The 15,328-nt window shown below is 65.1% G+C and carries 16 protein-coding genes; 6 read left to right on the forward strand and 10 right to left on the reverse strand.

The features are described from left to right. Positions 1 to 50: 50 nt before the first annotated feature. The 3 genes from AC3WLX_RS25960 to AC3WLX_RS25970 form a co-directional block, all read right to left on the reverse strand. Positions 51 to 1,013, reverse strand: coding sequence for an acetyl-CoA carboxylase carboxyltransferase subunit alpha (locus AC3WLX_RS25960; RefSeq protein ID WP_492338078.1), 963 nt, complete (start codon positions 1,011 to 1,013; stop codon positions 51 to 53). Between the two features lie 326 nt (positions 1,014 to 1,339). Then, positions 1,340 to 2,299, reverse strand: a complete 960-nt coding sequence (gene xerD, locus AC3WLX_RS25965) for a site-specific tyrosine recombinase XerD (protein WP_492338079.1) — start codon at positions 2,297 to 2,299, stop codon at positions 1,340 to 1,342. A gap of 17 nt (positions 2,300 to 2,316) precedes the next feature. After that, positions 2,317 to 2,463, reverse strand: a complete 147-nt coding sequence (locus AC3WLX_RS25970) for a histidine kinase (protein ID WP_492338080.1) — start codon at positions 2,461 to 2,463, stop codon at positions 2,317 to 2,319. 168 nt (positions 2,464 to 2,631) lie between these two features. Here AC3WLX_RS25970 and AC3WLX_RS25975 point away from each other — a divergent pair, with 168 nt between their 5' ends. The 3 genes from AC3WLX_RS25975 to AC3WLX_RS25985 all read left to right on the forward strand — a co-directional run bounded on the left by AC3WLX_RS25975 (position 2,632) and on the right by AC3WLX_RS25985 (position 5,811). Next, a complete protein-coding gene (locus AC3WLX_RS25975; RefSeq protein ID WP_291619663.1) occupies positions 2,632 to 3,255 on the forward strand; it encodes a shikimate kinase in 624 nt (207 codons plus the stop codon). After that, positions 3,252 to 4,394: a 3-dehydroquinate synthase gene (gene aroB, locus AC3WLX_RS25980; protein WP_492338081.1), complete on the forward strand. Its 1,143-nt coding sequence runs from the start codon at positions 3,252 to 3,254 to the stop codon at positions 4,392 to 4,394. Before AC3WLX_RS25975 ends, aroB begins: the two co-directional genes overlap by 4 nt. Positions 4,395 to 4,458: 64 nt before the next feature. Further along, positions 4,459 to 5,811, forward strand: coding sequence for a hemolysin family protein (locus AC3WLX_RS25985; protein ID WP_291619645.1), 1,353 nt, complete (start codon positions 4,459 to 4,461; stop codon positions 5,809 to 5,811). A gap of 90 nt (positions 5,812 to 5,901) precedes the next feature. Here the strand turns inward: AC3WLX_RS25985 and AC3WLX_RS25990 are convergent, their stop codons facing one another. Continuing rightward, entirely contained in the window at positions 5,902 to 6,171 is a 270-nt protein-coding gene (locus AC3WLX_RS25990; protein ID WP_492338082.1) for a BolA family protein, read from the reverse strand. A 128-nt stretch (positions 6,172 to 6,299) separates the two neighbouring features. On the opposite strand from AC3WLX_RS25990, the gene AC3WLX_RS25995 reads away from it, so the two are divergent. Continuing rightward, complete coding sequence (locus AC3WLX_RS25995) at positions 6,300 to 6,932, forward strand: J domain-containing protein (RefSeq protein ID WP_291619643.1); 633 nt, start codon at positions 6,300 to 6,302, stop codon at positions 6,930 to 6,932. Positions 6,933 to 6,986: 54 nt separating this feature from the next. Here the strand turns inward: AC3WLX_RS25995 and AC3WLX_RS26000 are convergent, their stop codons facing one another. Both AC3WLX_RS26000 and AC3WLX_RS26005 read right to left on the reverse strand, forming a co-directional pair. Further along, a complete protein-coding gene (locus AC3WLX_RS26000) occupies positions 6,987 to 7,223 on the reverse strand; it encodes a hypothetical protein (RefSeq protein ID WP_291619642.1) in 237 nt (78 codons plus the stop codon). A 248-nt stretch (positions 7,224 to 7,471) separates the two neighbouring features. Then, complete coding sequence (locus tag AC3WLX_RS26005) at positions 7,472 to 8,566, reverse strand: citrate synthase/methylcitrate synthase (protein ID WP_492338083.1); 1,095 nt, start codon at positions 8,564 to 8,566, stop codon at positions 7,472 to 7,474. Positions 8,567 to 8,641: 75 nt separating this feature from the next. Here AC3WLX_RS26005 and AC3WLX_RS26010 point away from each other — a divergent pair, with 75 nt between their 5' ends. Both AC3WLX_RS26010 and atzF read left to right on the forward strand, forming a co-directional pair. After that, the gene (locus AC3WLX_RS26010; protein WP_492338084.1) at positions 8,642 to 9,859 is read left to right on the forward strand and encodes a citrate synthase family protein; all 1,218 of its coding nucleotides are present in this window, start codon (positions 8,642 to 8,644) and stop codon (positions 9,857 to 9,859) included. A 112-nt stretch (positions 9,860 to 9,971) separates the two neighbouring features. Then, entirely contained in the window at positions 9,972 to 11,369 is a 1,398-nt protein-coding gene (gene atzF, locus AC3WLX_RS26015; protein WP_492338085.1) for an allophanate hydrolase, read from the forward strand. An 89-nt stretch (positions 11,370 to 11,458) separates the two neighbouring features. On the opposite strand, the gene AC3WLX_RS26020 is transcribed toward atzF, so the two are convergent. The 4 genes from AC3WLX_RS26020 to AC3WLX_RS26035 all read right to left on the reverse strand — a co-directional run bounded on the left by AC3WLX_RS26020 (position 11,459) and on the right by AC3WLX_RS26035 (position 15,207). Continuing rightward, positions 11,459 to 12,184 carry a Crp/Fnr family transcriptional regulator gene (locus AC3WLX_RS26020; protein WP_492338086.1) on the reverse strand — a complete coding sequence of 242 codons (726 nt, stop codon included), beginning with the start codon at positions 12,182 to 12,184 and terminating at the stop codon, positions 11,459 to 11,461. 379 nt (positions 12,185 to 12,563) lie between these two features. Further along, positions 12,564 to 13,442 (reverse strand): ABC transporter ATP-binding protein, encoded by an 879-nt coding sequence (locus AC3WLX_RS26025; RefSeq protein ID WP_492338087.1) that lies wholly within the window; start codon positions 13,440 to 13,442, stop codon positions 12,564 to 12,566. Next, a complete protein-coding gene (locus AC3WLX_RS26030) occupies positions 13,430 to 14,209 on the reverse strand; it encodes an ABC transporter permease (protein ID WP_492338088.1) in 780 nt (259 codons plus the stop codon). The genes AC3WLX_RS26025 and AC3WLX_RS26030 overlap by 13 nt, the downstream gene beginning before the upstream one ends. Beyond that, a complete protein-coding gene (locus tag AC3WLX_RS26035) occupies positions 14,206 to 15,207 on the reverse strand; it encodes an NrtA/SsuA/CpmA family ABC transporter substrate-binding protein (RefSeq protein ID WP_492338089.1) in 1,002 nt (333 codons plus the stop codon). Before AC3WLX_RS26035 ends, AC3WLX_RS26030 begins: the two co-directional genes overlap by 4 nt. Positions 15,208 to 15,328 lie beyond the last annotated feature (121 nt).

Below are 15,328 nucleotides of genomic sequence, written 5' to 3' on the forward strand. Positions count from 1 at the left end.
TGGGTTACGGCTGCGCCTAACCCACCCTACGGCACCGGAATCGTGGCGAATCAGCCCAGTTTCCGGCCGATATCGAGGAATTTCTGCCGCCGCTGCTTGCGGATGGCGTCGCCGTCCAGGCCGCGGAGCTCGTCGAAGGCCTTGGCGATGGCATCGCCGGTGGTGGCGATCATGGCGGCGGGGTCGCGGTGGGCGCCGCCAACGGGCTCCTTCAGGATCTGGTCGATCACGCCGAAGCGCAGCATGTCCTGTGCGGTGATCTTCATGTTGTTGGCGGCTTCCTGCGCCTTGGTGCCGTCGCGCCAGAGGATGGAGGATGCTGCTTCCGGCGAGATCACGCTGTAGATCGCGTGCTCCAGCATCAGCACCTTGTTGGCGGTGGTGATGGCGATGGCGCCGCCCGACATGCCCTCGCCGGTGATGATCGCAACGTTCGGCACGGTCAGTGCGAGGCACGCATCCGTCGAGCGCGCGATGGCTTCGGCCTGGCCGCGCTCTTCCGCGCCGATGCCGGGATAGGCGCCGGCGGAATCGGCGAGCGACAGCACCCGCAGGCCGAAGCGCTCGGCCATCTCCATCAGCCGCACGCATTTGCGATAGCCTTCGGGCCGCGCCATGCCGAAATTGTGCCGGATGCGGCTCTCGGTGGAATCGCCCTTTTCCTGGCCCATCACGCAGATCGGCTCGCCGCGGAAGCGGCCGAAGCCGGCGACCAGCGCCTCGTCCTCGCCGAACTTGCGGTCGCCGGCGAGCGGGGTGAATTCGGTGATCAGGCCTCTGATGAAGTCGTTGAAGTGCGGCCGCTGCGGATGCCGCGCCACCAGTGTCTTCTGCCACGGCGTCAGGTTTTGATAGAGGTCGGCCAGCGCCTGCGCCGCCTTGTCCTCGATGCGCCCAATCTCATCAGAGATGTCGGCGCCGGTGGCGGCCAGCGCGCGCAATTCATCGACCTTGGAGTCGAGCTCGGCGACGGGCTTTTCGAAGTCGAGATAGCTGCGCATCTGGTCTTGCATCAACTCAATATAGGGGGACGGGGCTGAGAGGCGAAGCGGGTTTGGTTCAGCGAAAAGAAGTGTAGCTTCTTCAATGGCTTAGCCTGTCGCTCCTGCCGCCCCGCCAAATCACTCGAAAGGCCACGGCTCTTTCCGCGGAGATGTGGCGGAAGTCAAGGCGGTTTCGGTTGTCCTCCCGACCCCGATGTCGTGTCCCGGACGCGCTGCAGCGCTTCTTTAGCGCTGCTGCGCAGAGCCGGGACCCAGCAAGCGGCATGGGCCCCGGCTCAGCAGCGCATCACTTACGTGCTGCGCTGCGTCCGGGGCACGAGACCTCTCATCTATCCCTACTTCTCCGCCAGCGGATGCAGATCGCGCACCAGGCTCTTCAGCCTCTCCTCGACCACATGGGTGTAGATCTGGGTCGTGGAGATGTCGGTGTGGCCGAGCAGGGTCTGCACGATGCGCAAGTCGGCACCGTTGTGCAGGAGGTGGCTGGCAAAGGCGTGGCGCAGCACGTGCGGCGAGACCAGCCGGGCCTGCAAGCCCGAGGCGACCGCAAGCTCCTTGAGGTCGCGGGCGAAATGCTGCCGCGTCAGATGCCCGCTCTCACCGAACGAGGGAAACAGCCATTTCGACGCGGCGAGGCCGTCTTTCTTCTTCTCGGTCTTCGCGGCCTCCGTGGCGGCGAGATAATCCGCCATCGCCTGCCGCGAGGCCTCGTTGAGCGGCACCAGGCGTTCCTTGTTGCCCTTGCCGCGCACCACGATCATGCGCGCGTCGCGCTTGGCGGCCGAGCGCGGCAGCGCCACCAGCTCGGAGACACGCAGGCCCGTGGCATAAAGCACCTCGAGCAGACAGTAGAGCCGCAAGGCACGCAGTCGCTTTGACGGCGAGGCATCCTCCGCCTCGCTCAATTCCTTGGCGCGGCGGAGCATGCGGTCGACATCTGATATCGACAGCACCTTCGGCAGGCCGCGGCCGCGCTTCGGGCCTGACAGGATCGCTGCGGGATCATCGCCGCGGATGCGCTCGTTCAGCAGGAAGCGGTAGAGATGCCGCATCGCCGACAGCCGCCGCGCGACGCTGGTGGACTTGAAGCCGCGCGTGTCGAGATCGGCGAGATAGTCCCGCAGCGTTTGCGTCTGCGCATCCACGAAGGTGTGGCCGGCTTGGCCGAGAAATTCCGAGAAATCGGTGAGGTCGCGCCGATAGGCATCGAGCGTATTGGCCCCGGCGCCCTGTTCCGCCGCGAGCATGTCGAGGAACAGGCCGGTGAGCTTGGTATCGGAGGGCTTGCTGGGCATGCCTCGGAGGCTAGCGCCTATTTCTTGAGAAACTTATCCGGCGGGATCGTCACCGTCATTTCCCGCGACTTGGGCGCGACAAAGTTCGCCAGCGCGAAGACCACGCCATAGACGATGCCGGCGATCACGGCGACGACCGTCAGGAAGCGGAACAGGCTCGGCATCGGTCTGGGGTCTCGGGGTAGGGGCGCGGCAGCCAAATTAGCCAATGAAATCATCCAACATGTTCGCCGTTTCGTGGCAAGAGTCCTCTGGCGAGGGCCCCCATGGGGTCGTATAGGTGGCCAAACCATGCCGCATCTCGCGGCAGTTCGAGCGAGATCCAGTCGACGATGTCCGACGCCGCGTTGCCGCTTCCTGCTTCGCCTGAGGCCGACATCCTGTCGGCGCTCGGGGCGCGCGCGATCGTGCTCGTCGGCATGATGGGGGTCGGCAAATCCACTGTCGGCCGGCGCCTCGCGGCCCGCCTCAAGCTGCCCTTCGTCGATGCCGACACCGAGATCGAGGCGGCCGCCGGCATGACCATACCGGAAATCTTCGAACGTCACGGCGAGCCGCATTTCCGCGACGGCGAGGCCCGTGTGATCGCGCGCCTGCTCGAGGGTGGTCCGCTGGTGCTGGCGACCGGCGGCGGCGCCTTCATGCGCGAGGAGACGCGGGCGCGCATCGCGGCGAAAGCCGTCTCGGTCTGGCTGAAGGCGGAGCACGACGTCATCATGCGCCGCGTGCGCCGCCGGGCCGATCGTCCGCTGCTTCAGACCGCCGACCCCGAAGGGACCGTGACGCGCCTTCTCACCGAGCGCGAGCCGATCTATGCCAATGCCGACCTCACCATCGCCTCGCGCGACGTGCCGCACGACAGGATCGTCGAGGAATGCATCGAGGCGCTGCACGCCCGTCTCTGCGGCGGACAGCCAGCCCAACCGCCTGCCGACATTGCGAGTGCGTCAAGATGACTGCGCCGTTGAAACATTCCGATCCCATCAAGGTCGACGTCGCCCTCGGCGACCGCGCCTATGACATCGTGATCGGCCGCGGCGTGCTGTCTTCGCTTGGAGAACGGGTCGCGGCCTTGCGCCCCGGCGTGCGCACGGCCATCGTGACCGACCGCACCGTCGCAAAATTCTGGCTGGAGCCGACCGAAGCCTCGCTCGCCGCGAGCGGCATTCCGACCTCGCGCATCGTGGTCGAGGAAGGTGAGATCTCCAAGACCTATGCGGGCCTGGAAAAGGTCAGCGAGGCCCTGATCGCCGCAAAAATCGAGCGCAACGATCTCGTGATCGCGCTCGGCGGCGGCGTGGTCGGCGATCTCGCCGGCTTTGCGGCGGCGATCCTGCGCCGCGGCGTCGATTTCGTGCAGGTGCCGACCTCGCTTCTGGCGCAGGTCGATTCTTCCGTAGGCGGCAAGACCGGCATCAATTCGCCGCAGGGCAAGAACCTGCTCGGGGCCTTTCACCAGCCGGTGCTTGTGATCGCCGACACCGCCGTGCTCGACACGTTGTCGCCGCGCCAGTTCCGCGCCGGCTATGCCGAGGTCGCCAAATACGGCGTGCTCGGCGACGAGGCCTTCTTCAGCTGGCTGGAAAAGAACCATGCCGACATCTCCAGGGGCGGGGCGGCGCGCGAGCACGCCATCGCGACCTCATGCCGCGCCAAGGCGGGCGTGGTGTCGCGCGACGAGCGCGAGACCGGCGAGCGCGCGCTACTCAATCTCGGCCACACCTTCGGTCACGCGCTGGAAGCTGCGACCGGCTTCTCCGACCGCCTGTTCCACGGCGAGGGCGTCGCCATCGGCATGACGCTGGCGGCGCAGTTCTCGGCAAGCCTCGGAATGATCGGCGAGTTGGACGCAACCCGTGTCGAGCGCCATCTGATCGAGGCGGGCCTGCCGACGCGGTTGCAGGACATCGCGGGCTTCGCGCAGGAAGGCCTTGCCGACGCCGACGCGCTGATGGCGCTGATGGCGCAGGACAAGAAGGTCAAGCGCGGCAAGCTCACCTTCATCCTGCTGGAGGCGGTGGGGCGTGCGGTGATCGCCAAGGACGTCGAGCCGGCGCTGGTGCGCGATTTCCTGCAGTCGAAGCTGTCGCGATGACGGGATCGTCCGGACGTGCCGCCTGCGGACAGGGGCGGAAGGCCGGAGCGGCCGCGAGGCATACATGAGTTCGATCTCGATCAATCTGCTGCTTGCTTTCCTCCTGCTCGCCGCCAACGCGTTCTACGTGGCGGCAGAATTTGCCCTGGTGAAGAGCCGCGGCTTCCGCGTCAAGGCCATGGTCGAGCAGAACCGCTTCGGCGCGCGTCTGCTGCAGACCATGATGGAGAACATCGAATCCTATCTCGCCTGCTGCCAGCTCGGCATCACCATGGCCTCGCTCGGTCTCGGCTGGATCGGTGAGCCGACCGTGTCCGCGCTGCTGAGCCCCGTCCTCAGCCCGCTCGGATTGTCGGAGGCCACGCTGCACTTCGTCTCGTTCGTGGCGGGTTTTCTGGTTTTCTCCTCGCTGCACATCATCATCGGCGAGCAGGTGCCGAAAACGCTTGCGATCCGGGAGCCGATGCCGGTGTCGCAGTGGATCGCCTATCCGCTCTATTTTTCCTACCTGGTGTTCTACCCGCTGAGCTGGTGTCTCAACACGGCATCTGGCGCGATCCTGCGCCTGATGGGCGTCCAGGAGTTCTCGCAGCACGAGATCCTGACGGATTCCGAGATCGAAGGGCTGGTCGAGGAATCGGCCGTGCACGGCAAGATCGAGAGCGGCGAGGCCGAGTACATTCACAATGTCTTCCGGCTCGGCGAGCTGACGGTGTCCGACGTGATGGTTCACCGCACCGCCATGGTGATGATCAATGCCGACCTGCCTCCGGAGGAGCTGGTGCGGGAGGTGCTGGCGACCGAATACACCCGCATTCCGCTGTGGCGCGACAAGTCGGAGAACATCATCGGCATCCTGCACGCCAAGGATCTGTTGCGGGCCATCCGCGCCGCGGACGGCGATACCTCGCGCATCGACGTCACCACCATCATGCTGCCGCCCTGGTTCGTGCCGGAGATGCGGCCGATATCCCAGCAGCTCAAGGCGTTCCGACGCCGCAAGACCCATTTCGCGCTCGTCGTCGACGAATATGGCGAGGTCGAAGGCCTCGTGACGCTCGAGGACATTCTGGAGGAGATCGTCGGCGACATTTCAGACGAGCACGACGTGGTCGTCGCCGGCGTGCGCCGTCAGCCCGATGGCTCCGTCGTGGTCGACGGCTCGGTCCCGATCCGCGATCTCAACCGCGCGCTCGACTGGCATCTGCCCGACGAAGAGGCAACCACGGTCGCAGGCCTCGTCATTCACGAGGCGCGCTCGATCCCCGACCGCGGCCAGAGCTTCACCTTCCATGGCTTCCGCTTCCGCGTCCTCCGCCGCGAACGCAACCGCATCACTGCGCTCCGTATTTCGCCGGTGTCGCGGGACGCAGAGCTGGACGAGGTTAAGCCGAGACGGGCCGGGACATCGTTTTAGACGCTCAGTCATTCCGGGGCGATGCAAAGCATCGAACCCGGAATCTCGAGATTCCGGGTTCGGCTCTTCGAGCCGCCCCGGAATGACAAGTCACCCTTCCCCCGGCGCCTGTGCCTGAATTGCGAGCGCGTGCACGCCGCCGGAGAGTTCCGCGGCGAGCGCCGAATTTATCATGCGGTGGCGGTCGACCCGGCTCTTCCCTTTGAAGGCGGCAGCCACGATATAGACGCGGAAATGCGTCTCGCCGCCCGGCTGATGGCCGGCGTGGCCCTCATGCAAATGTGACTCGTCGACGACCTGCAGGCTTTCGGGCGTGAAAGCTTCCTGCAACTTGTTGCTGATAGTGTCTTTCATGGCCATGTGTGCCATTAAAGGTGCGCAATCGCATCCCGTCAATACCCGGACGTCCAAGGTCGTTGCGGCCGGGTGCTCAGCGAATTGCAATGTCAAGACTTGAAGGTTTTTGCATTGCGTAGTCAAAGTCTGCCATGCCGATCGATTCATCAAAGTTCTTCGACTCCATCCGCGTGAAGCCGCGGGGCAAGCAGCCGGAAGTGAAGCCGCGCGACACCGCGGTCAATTGCGAATGGGCGGGCTGCGCCAACAAGGGATCGCACCGCGCGCCGAAGGGCCGCGAGAACCAGCGCGAGTACTGGCACTTCTGCCTGGATCACGTCCGCGAGTACAACCAGAACTACAATTTCTTCTCCGGCATGAATGCCGACGCGGTCGCGCGCTATCAGAAGGATGCACTGACCGGCCATCGCCCGACCTGGAAGATGGGCGCCAATGGCGGCAAGAAGGGTGCGGAAGCCGAGATCGACATGGCCTCGGATCCGCTCAACATGTTTGCCGAGATCAACGGCCGCACCGGCTGGCGCAAGGGCCCGGAAGCTGCGCCCAAGGCCGAGACGCGCAAGGTCATGAACGCCGAGCGCAAGGCGCTCCAGGTCATGGGCCTCGGCCCCAGCGCCACGCTCGCCGACGTCAAGGCCAAGTACAAGGCGCTGGTGAAGCAGCATCATCCCGACGCCAACGGCGGCGACCGCTCTACCGAAGATCGCCTGATCGAGATCATCAAGGCGTATAATTATCTGAAGACGGTGGTGCGGGAAGCCTAGAGCCTTGCGCCGTAATGGGATGCCGCCCGCGGAAGCGGACGGCATCATGAGCGTTTACCTGACCCGACAGACCCGGACGCGCTTGACGATGCGGCGTCCATGATGGCCGCGCGTGACCACCGTGCGCACGGTACAAACGCGTCGCGGAGCGTAGTGATAGCGCGCGTTCATGGCGTCACCGGACATTGCTGCGCCGGGGATCGGCTGAGCCGGCAACGCATTGGCGGGGGCGGCGAGGGACGAGATTGCGAGCAGCGTTCCGGCAGCGAGGGCGCAAGCGAGTTTCTTCATTTCTGTTCCTTTTATTGTTCGCCCCTTCGAAGACCTTTTCGGGGCGAGCGTGAATGCGCTGCTGGCCGCATTGTTCCCGATAACGTCTGAGTCCTTCCGTCGCACATTCCTCCTCACGTGCATGCTTATGAGCGCGAAACGCCATTGCGCCGTGCCCATATCCAATGAACTCGTTGGAAAGTGGTAACGGTTGATGGGCACGTTGCGCACCCGCCAGTCCGGAGACTCCGGCGTTGTCGAAGCGAGATTCACCCCTCCGGCATCGCACCCACATAGGACGAACTCGGCCGGATCAACCGTCCCGTCCGCTGCTGCTCGCGTGCATGCGCGGTCCAGCCTGCGCTACGTGCCACCGCAAAGATCGGCGTGAACGCCTGCCGCGGAATCGCGAGTGCATCGAGCAGGATCGCGGTGAAGAACTCGACATTGGTCTCGATCGGCCGATCCGGATTTTTCCTGCGCAAGGCGGCGCGGATATAGGCTTCGACCTCGCCGGCGAACGGCAGGTCGGCTCCGTCTGAGGCGAGCGCCTCGATCGCGGCCTTCAGCACGTCGGCGCGCGGGTCGCGCACGCGATAGACGCGGTGACCGAAGCCCATCATCCGCTCCCCGCGCGCCAGCGCCGCGTCGACCCAGGGCTGGATCCGCTCGCGCGAGCCGATGGCATCCAGCATCTCCAGCACCGGCTCCGGCGCGCCGCCATGCAGCGGACCCGTGAGCGCGCAATAGCCAGCAGTGACGGCGGCGAACAGATCGGCTTGCGTCGAGGCCACCACGCGCGCGGTGAAGGTCGAGGCATTCATGCCGTGGTCGCTGGCGGTGACCAGATAGGCATCGAGCGCGGTGACCTCGCGCGTTTCAGGCGCGCGCCCGTGCAGCATGTGCAGCGTGTCGGCGGCATGGCTCACATCGGGATCGGGTGCGACCGGCTCGAGCCCCTTGGCGCGTCGGACCAGCGCGCCCGCGATCACCGGAAATGCGCCGACGATAGTGGCCTCGTTCTCCAGCCCGGGCTCGGCGCGAAGTCCCGCGGCGGCCGCGCGAAACCCGTCAATGATGCCCATGCCGCGCGTCGCCGCCAGCAGGTCCGGTAGGCGTGCGAAGGCGCGCTCGCGAGCCGCACCGAGGCTCGCCCGCACGTTGGCTTCGGTGAGGGTGGTCTTGCTGGCGCCATTCCAGAGCCGGGCGGTAACGCCCTCAAAGCTCGACTGGCTCGCCAGCCGGCCGACATGCTCGCCGGCAATGATTAGCTCGCCGCGCTCGCCATCGACATGGCTCAGCACGGTCTCGGCCGCGGGAACGCCGTCCAGCCCGATCTGGCTCTTCGTGAGGTGGATGTTCATGGCCTGTCTCCTTTCACACGGACGGAAAGGTCGGACCTCTCGACAGATTGATCAATCTTGATTACGTAAATCAATATGAAAAATTCCGATGGGCTGTACCTGTCCGCCCGCGAAGCCGCCGCCGAACTCGCGATCTCCCCGGCCACGCTTTACGCCTATGTCAGCCGTGGCCTGATCCGGTCCGAGCCGACGGCGGATTCGCGCAAGAACCGCTATCGCGCCGAGGACGTGCGGGCACTGAAGGAGCGCCGGGTGCCGTCGCCGGAGCCGCGGGGGCTGCGCAGCTTCGACGCCGACCTGCCGGTGATGGACACCGAGATCTCGACCATCACCGAGGACGGCGCGATCTACCGCGGCGTCAACTGCGTCGACCTTTCGGAAAACGACACGCTCGAGCACACCGCGACGTTGTTGTGGGACGTCTCCCGCGTCGATCCGTTCGCACCCGACAATCTCCCGCTGCTCTCCGAGGAGATGCGCACGATCGCGCAGGCCGCGCGCCGGGCGGCCCCGATCGACCGCGCCATCGCGGTGCTGGCGCTGGCCGCGAGCGCCGATCCGCGTGCCTTCACCCGCGCGCCCGACGGCCGCGCGCTGGTCGGCGCGCGCATCGTCCGCCTGCTGGTCGCGACCATGCTCAATGCCGGGCCGTCGGCCGAGGCCCTGCACCAGCAAATCGCAACAGCCTGGGCGGCGGACAACAAGCACGCGCCCGACCTGATCCGTCGCGCACTGGTGCTGCTGGCGGACCATGAGCTGAACGCCTCGACTTTCACCGCGCGCTGCGCGGCCTCTACCGGGCTCAACCTCTACGATTCCGTCATCGCCGGCCTCGCCGCACTGAAGGGGCCGAAGCATGGCGGCGCCGGCGTGCTGGCCTCGCAGCTCGTCAAGACGCTGGTCGACCGCGACGTCGAGCCTGTCGTGCGCGAGCGCGTCGCGCTCGGCGAACGCTTCGCCGGCTTCGGCCATGGCGTCTACAAGCGCGGCGATCCTCGCGCGCAATCGCTGCTCAACGCGCTCTCACGCGCCGGCGCGCCGCGCAAATTCACCCGCGAAGTGCCGGAGCGCATCGCCGAAGCCACCGGCGAATTCGTCAACATCGACTATGCACTCGCCGTCCTCGTGCACGCGCTGCGCCTGCCCGCCGGCAGCGAGCTCGCTCTGTTCGCGATGGCCCGCAGCGCCGGCTGGATCGCGCATGCCAGCGAGCAATTGCAGTTCGGGAAGTTGATCCGGCCAAGGGCAAGGTATGTGGGACCGGCGCCGGGGCGGCGGGCGGGGAGTTCGTGATCGCAATCACTCGCGGTCCGGTTCACGGCGGCAGCAGAAGCGCTTAATTGCTTTCCGTCCCATTCACCTCCGGGCAGGCTTGCAGCACCTTCGATCTCCTCGGGAGCCATTCGTGTCGCAAGCCGTCGCCCTCACTCGCCGCAGCCGCCCCCTTCGCACCTCGACCGAACTGCGTTCGGCGATCGCGACGGCATACGAGCGCATCGAACGAGACCGACACCGCAATTGCTGGATCCATGTGAGGCCCATGGAAGAGGCGCTGGCGGAGGTCGAGGCTCTCGCACGGCGCGGCGCGCAGGGCGAATTGCTGCCTCTGCTCGGTGTGCCCTTCGGCGTGAAGGACAACATCGACGTGGAGGGCATGCCGACCTCGGCGGCCTGTCCGTCCTTCGCCTATGTTGCGGAGCGATCGGCCCGGTGCGTCGAGCGCCTCGTCGCGGCCGGCGCGATCTGTCTCGGCAAGACCAATCTGGACCAATTCGCAACGGGGCTGTCCGGCGCCCGGTCACCTCACGGCGCCTGTCCAAGCGCCGCCGACGATCGCTATATCTCGGGCGGATCGAGCTCGGGCTCGGCCGTCGCCGTGGCGGCCGGTCACGTGGCCTTCTCACTTGGCACCGACACCGGCGGCTCAGGCCGGGTGCCGGCAGGCTTCAACGGCATCGTCGGAATCAAGCCGACGGTGGGGCTTGTCTCATCCCGCGGGCTGGTTCCGAACTGCCCCACGCTCGATTGTCCGTCGATCTTCTGCAATTCCGTAACCGAGGGCAAATTGTTGCTGGAGCTCGTCGAGGGCTTCGACGTTGAAGATCCGTACAGCCGGGAAGCGCACGGCCCGTCATCGGCTATCCCCAACGAATTCCGCTTCGGGCGCATTTCCGCCTCGCAGCTCAATTCATTCGGGGCGCCCGAATGCGATGTGCTTTACGAACAGGCTTGCGGGAGACTGGCGGGACTGGGAGGCGAGGCCCTCGAGATCGATTTCACTCCTTTCGCCGAGGCCGGCGAAATGCTCTTCTCGGGACCGTGGATCGCCGAACGCTACGCGGCTGTCAGCAGGCTCTATGACATCGATCATGGTGATTTGCTGGAGGTGACGCGCAAAGTCCTGCATTCTGCGGCGCAATTCTCAGCAGCTGACGCATTCGCGGCGCAGCATCGTCTCCTGAAATTGCGGCGGCAGGTCCAGCTTCTCTTCAAGCAGATCGACGTCCTGGTCGTGCCGACTGCGCCGCGTCCTTTCACCATTGAGGAAATGCTGGCAGACCCCATCGCGCTCAATACGCGTCTTGGTCACTACTCCTATTCCGTCAATCTGCTGGATCTGTGTGCGGTGGCGCTTCCCAATGCAACGCTCGCCAGCGGCATGCCGATGGGCGTCACCCTGCTGGCACCCGCATGGCAGGACCACGCCCTCCTGGACTTCGCCTCGCGGTGGCAGCAGGACGATGGCGACGCTTTGTTCGGGCTGAACGTCACTCCGCGCACCGCCGGTAAGGTTAGAGCATGATCAGGAAAAGCGTGCAGCGGCTTACCGGAATGATCATGCTCAAACCCTAAGCCGGAGCGCGACGACGCTTCGTCTGATTTCATCGCGCTCTAGACGATTTCGAGGTCGAGCGCGCGCAAGTTCAGGATGACGATCAGGCCCCTGTCGTAGCGGATGATGCCGCGCGCCTGCATGCGAGAGAGCTGCACCGTCACCCATTGCCGCGTCGCTCCGATCAGGTTGGCGAGATCGCCATGGGTGAAGGGAATGCCGAGCACGATCTCGCGACCGTGCTGCGAGCCGTAGATATTCGAGAGAAAGATCAAGAGACGCTGCAACCGCTCGGTCACCGATCGTGTGCCGAGCATTTGCGCCATGGCCGAGTAGCACCTTGCCTTGAAGGCCAGCGCATCCAGCAGCGCCACCGCGAGGGGCGCCGACTGAAGCGCAAGCTCGCGCAAAGCGGGGCCGGGCAGAAACAGGAGCCGGCTGCGCTCGATGGCCACCGAAGACCACATATGCGCTCCGGCGCCGAAGAGGTCGGGACCGCCGACGAAATTGCCGCCGAACCAGTAGGCGAGCGTCACCTCACGCCCCGAAGGCGCTGCGTAATAGCTGCGGATCCGGCCGGATTCGATCAGATATATGCCGTTCTGCGTGTCTCCCTGGCGCCAGATATGCTTGCCGGTGTCCAGAACCTCGTAGCGACCGACGGACAGTACGCGGCGCCGGTCGGCCTCGCTCAGATGGTCGAGCAAACCTGGCAGCGATCTGACCAGAGCATCCGACTCCGCCAGCATGATCCCGGCTGTCGTCTTGAGAGTTGCCGCTGACATCTGTCCGCTCCCTCGTAGCTGGAGCAGTTTCATTCAAGAGCTATGCCAGCCTCGGCTGCGGTCCAAAGCGTGATGAATTTTGGTTGAGCTGACACGAGCCCAGAGCGCAGTCACCTCTCCCCGCTGAGGTCAGGGCAATCGCATTTGAGAGCTTTTCCTCGCAGCCAACCTTCGAGACGCCCGCTTGAGGCGGGCTCCTCAGGATGAGGACGGAGTGCGCGGCAGCAGCTTCAACGAGCACTGACGCCGATCAGCCTCATCCTGAGGAGGCGCGTAAGCGCCGTCTCGAAGGACGAGGCGTGCGCGCAGGCCGCCACCGCCCCGCCGTCGGCGAGAGGTGAACCAAGGACGGCCAGCCGAACCTGGTCTCATCGCAAGTTTAGGTCACCACTTCCATTTGCTCGAACGCCTTGCGGCCCTCGGTCCGGATCAAGTCGAGGCAATCCCGCTTGAGCGCGAGGTAGGCCGGATCGGTCAAAATAGCGCTGGAGCGCGGGCGCGGCAGGTCCACGGAAAGATCCCGCAGGATGCGCCCCGGCCCGGCGCTCATGATCAGCACGCGATCCGACAGGAGTATCGCTTCGTCAATGTCATGCGTGACGAAAACGATCGTGGCGTTGATCCGGTCGCGCAGTTCGAGCAGGTTATCCTGCATCACGGCGCGGGTCTGCGCGTCCAAAGCGCCGAAGGGCTCGTCCATGAGCAGCACGCGCGGCTGGTTCGCGAGGGCGCGAGCAATCGCCACCCGCTGCTGCATGCCGCCTGAAAGCGTGTGCGGATAGGCGCTCGCGAATTTTGTCAGCCCGATCATCTCGATCAGGTCGTCGGCGATCCGAAGCGCCTCCGTTTTCGACTTGCCGAGCGCGCGCGGTCCGTGCGCGATGTTACGGCGCACCGATTTCCAGGGGAACAGATGCGGCTGCTGGAAGACCATCCCGATATCCGGTCGAGGTGCCAGCATCGGCCTGCCGGCGACGATGACCTCGCCTTCGAACGGGCGTTCGAGGCCCGCCATCGCATTCAAGAGCGTAGACTTGCCGCAACCCGACGGACCAACCAGCGAGACGAATTCGCCCGGCATTACGACCAGCGACACGCGGTCCACCGCAATGACCTCGCCGCGCGGCACATCGAAGACGATGCTCAAATTCTCGACGCGGATGATCGCTTCCGGCGCGGTCGATGAAGGCTCCGGCGGAGCATCCACGAGCCGAAGCGGCGGTGTCGGTCGAAGCGGGTTGTGCATCATCGCCACCATACGGCACGCTCGGCAATGGCCGCGAAGGAACGATCGGCGACGAAGGAGAGCAATCCGAGCGCCGCCAGCCCTCCCATGACCTGTCCGGTTTGCATGTTCTGTTGCGCGATCTCGATCCGGTAGACGATGCCGGCGAACGCGCCCGCCAGCTCGGCGGCGACGAGTGTGTAGAAGGAGATGCTGACGGCGGTGCGCAGGCCGACAACGATGTAGGGAAGCGCCCCCAGCAGGATGATCTCCGAGAGCATCTGCCGACGTGGCGTGCCGAGCATCAGCGCGGCGCGAACGAGGCCGCGGTCGACCTTCTGAACGCCGATATGGGTCGCGAGCCATACCGTGAAGAACACCCCCCAGACGACCAGAAAGAGTTTGCCGGCCTCCGACAAGCCAAACCAGAGGATCACGATGGGCACGAAGGCGATCGGTGGGATCGGGCGAAGGATATGAAACAACGGCGAGAGCAGACTCGAGACCAGCCTGAACCGGCCCGTCAGTACGCCGAGCAGGATCCCGCCCGCCGTCCCGATCAGGAAACCCACGGTGACGCGGAAGAGGCTCGCCGAAAGGTCCCCGAAAAACTGGCCGCTCTGGATCCAGTCAAGGACGGCGACAGCGACCGTCGACGGCGGCGGAAAAAGCACCGCATTGACGATACGCGAGCGCGCGATCAATTCCCATAGGCCGACGAAAGCTGGTACGGAGAGCGCGCCGACAAGCACGCTCAGGCGTCCGGCCGTCGTCGCACTCCTGTGCCCGCCGGTGCTCATGGATTGGCCGACAGTGTCACGCGTGCAGGATCAAGCGCCTTCAGCGGCGCCGCCACGATGACCTTCGAGAAATCTGGCATGCCCGCTCCCGGCGGGTGATTACCGGTCGCGAGCCGCCAGGCCGCGTGCGTCTTCAGCGTCTCGAGTAGCTTGTCGTCGAGGCGGACGTGATAGACGTAATCCGACCAGATCGGCGCCAGCTCGTCGCGCTTCATGCCGGTTGCGGCAGCGACGATGTCGATCGCTTCGTTCGGATGAGCCTTGACCCAGCCTTCCGCTTCGATGAGAGCAGCCAGGAATTTGCTGACGATTGCCGGGTTTGCCTCGAGATAGGGCCGCGTCACGACGATGTTGAAGGTCTCCGAGTAGAGACCCTTGGTGTCGAGCAGGACGGCCCCCTCGCCGAGCACCTTCTTTGCATTGGCCACGTGCGGCTCCCAGGTATCGAACGCGTCAATGCTTCCCGCCGCCATTGCGGGAAGCATCTCCTGGGGGCGAAGGTTGACGAGCGTGACGTCCTTGGCGGTCAAGCCCGCCGCCTTCAGCAGAACCGAGGTGTAGACCTCACTCCCCGTGCCGGCTGTGAAGCCGATTCGTTTGCCGCGCAGATCCGCTTTGGTCCTGATTGCGGCGGATGCGGCCGTCATCGTCTTCAGATCCGAGTACTCCATGCCGGCGACGAACGCGATCGGTTGCTGGGCCATCGCGGCTGCCGTCACCGGAGCTTCGGCGGTCGTCGCGATATCCGCTCCTCCTCCCATCACCGTGTCGAGGCATTGCTTTCCGCTGGTGAAGTTCGAGACCGAGATATCAAGTCCCTGCTTGGCGAAGAGGCCGTTCGCCTTGGCGACAATCGCAAGGCCCGAGATCGGCGCGAGGTTCTGCGCGAGCCGCGCCTTCAGGACCTCTTCGGCTTTGGTCTGGGAAGCCGGATTCAAGATGCCCGAACAGGCCGAGATCGCAAACGAGACCATGCGAAGAATTGTTTTCGAGCGCATGCACCACCTCCGGTCATGTCGGCGGCCACGACGGCCAGCCCGTGATGGGAGGAGGGTCATCTGAAGGCAAAGCGTCGTGAAGCAATTAATCGACAACGTGTCCCGCTGACGAGCATTTGCG

This window comes from Bradyrhizobium sp. FW305-F6 (genome assembly GCF_058782905.1).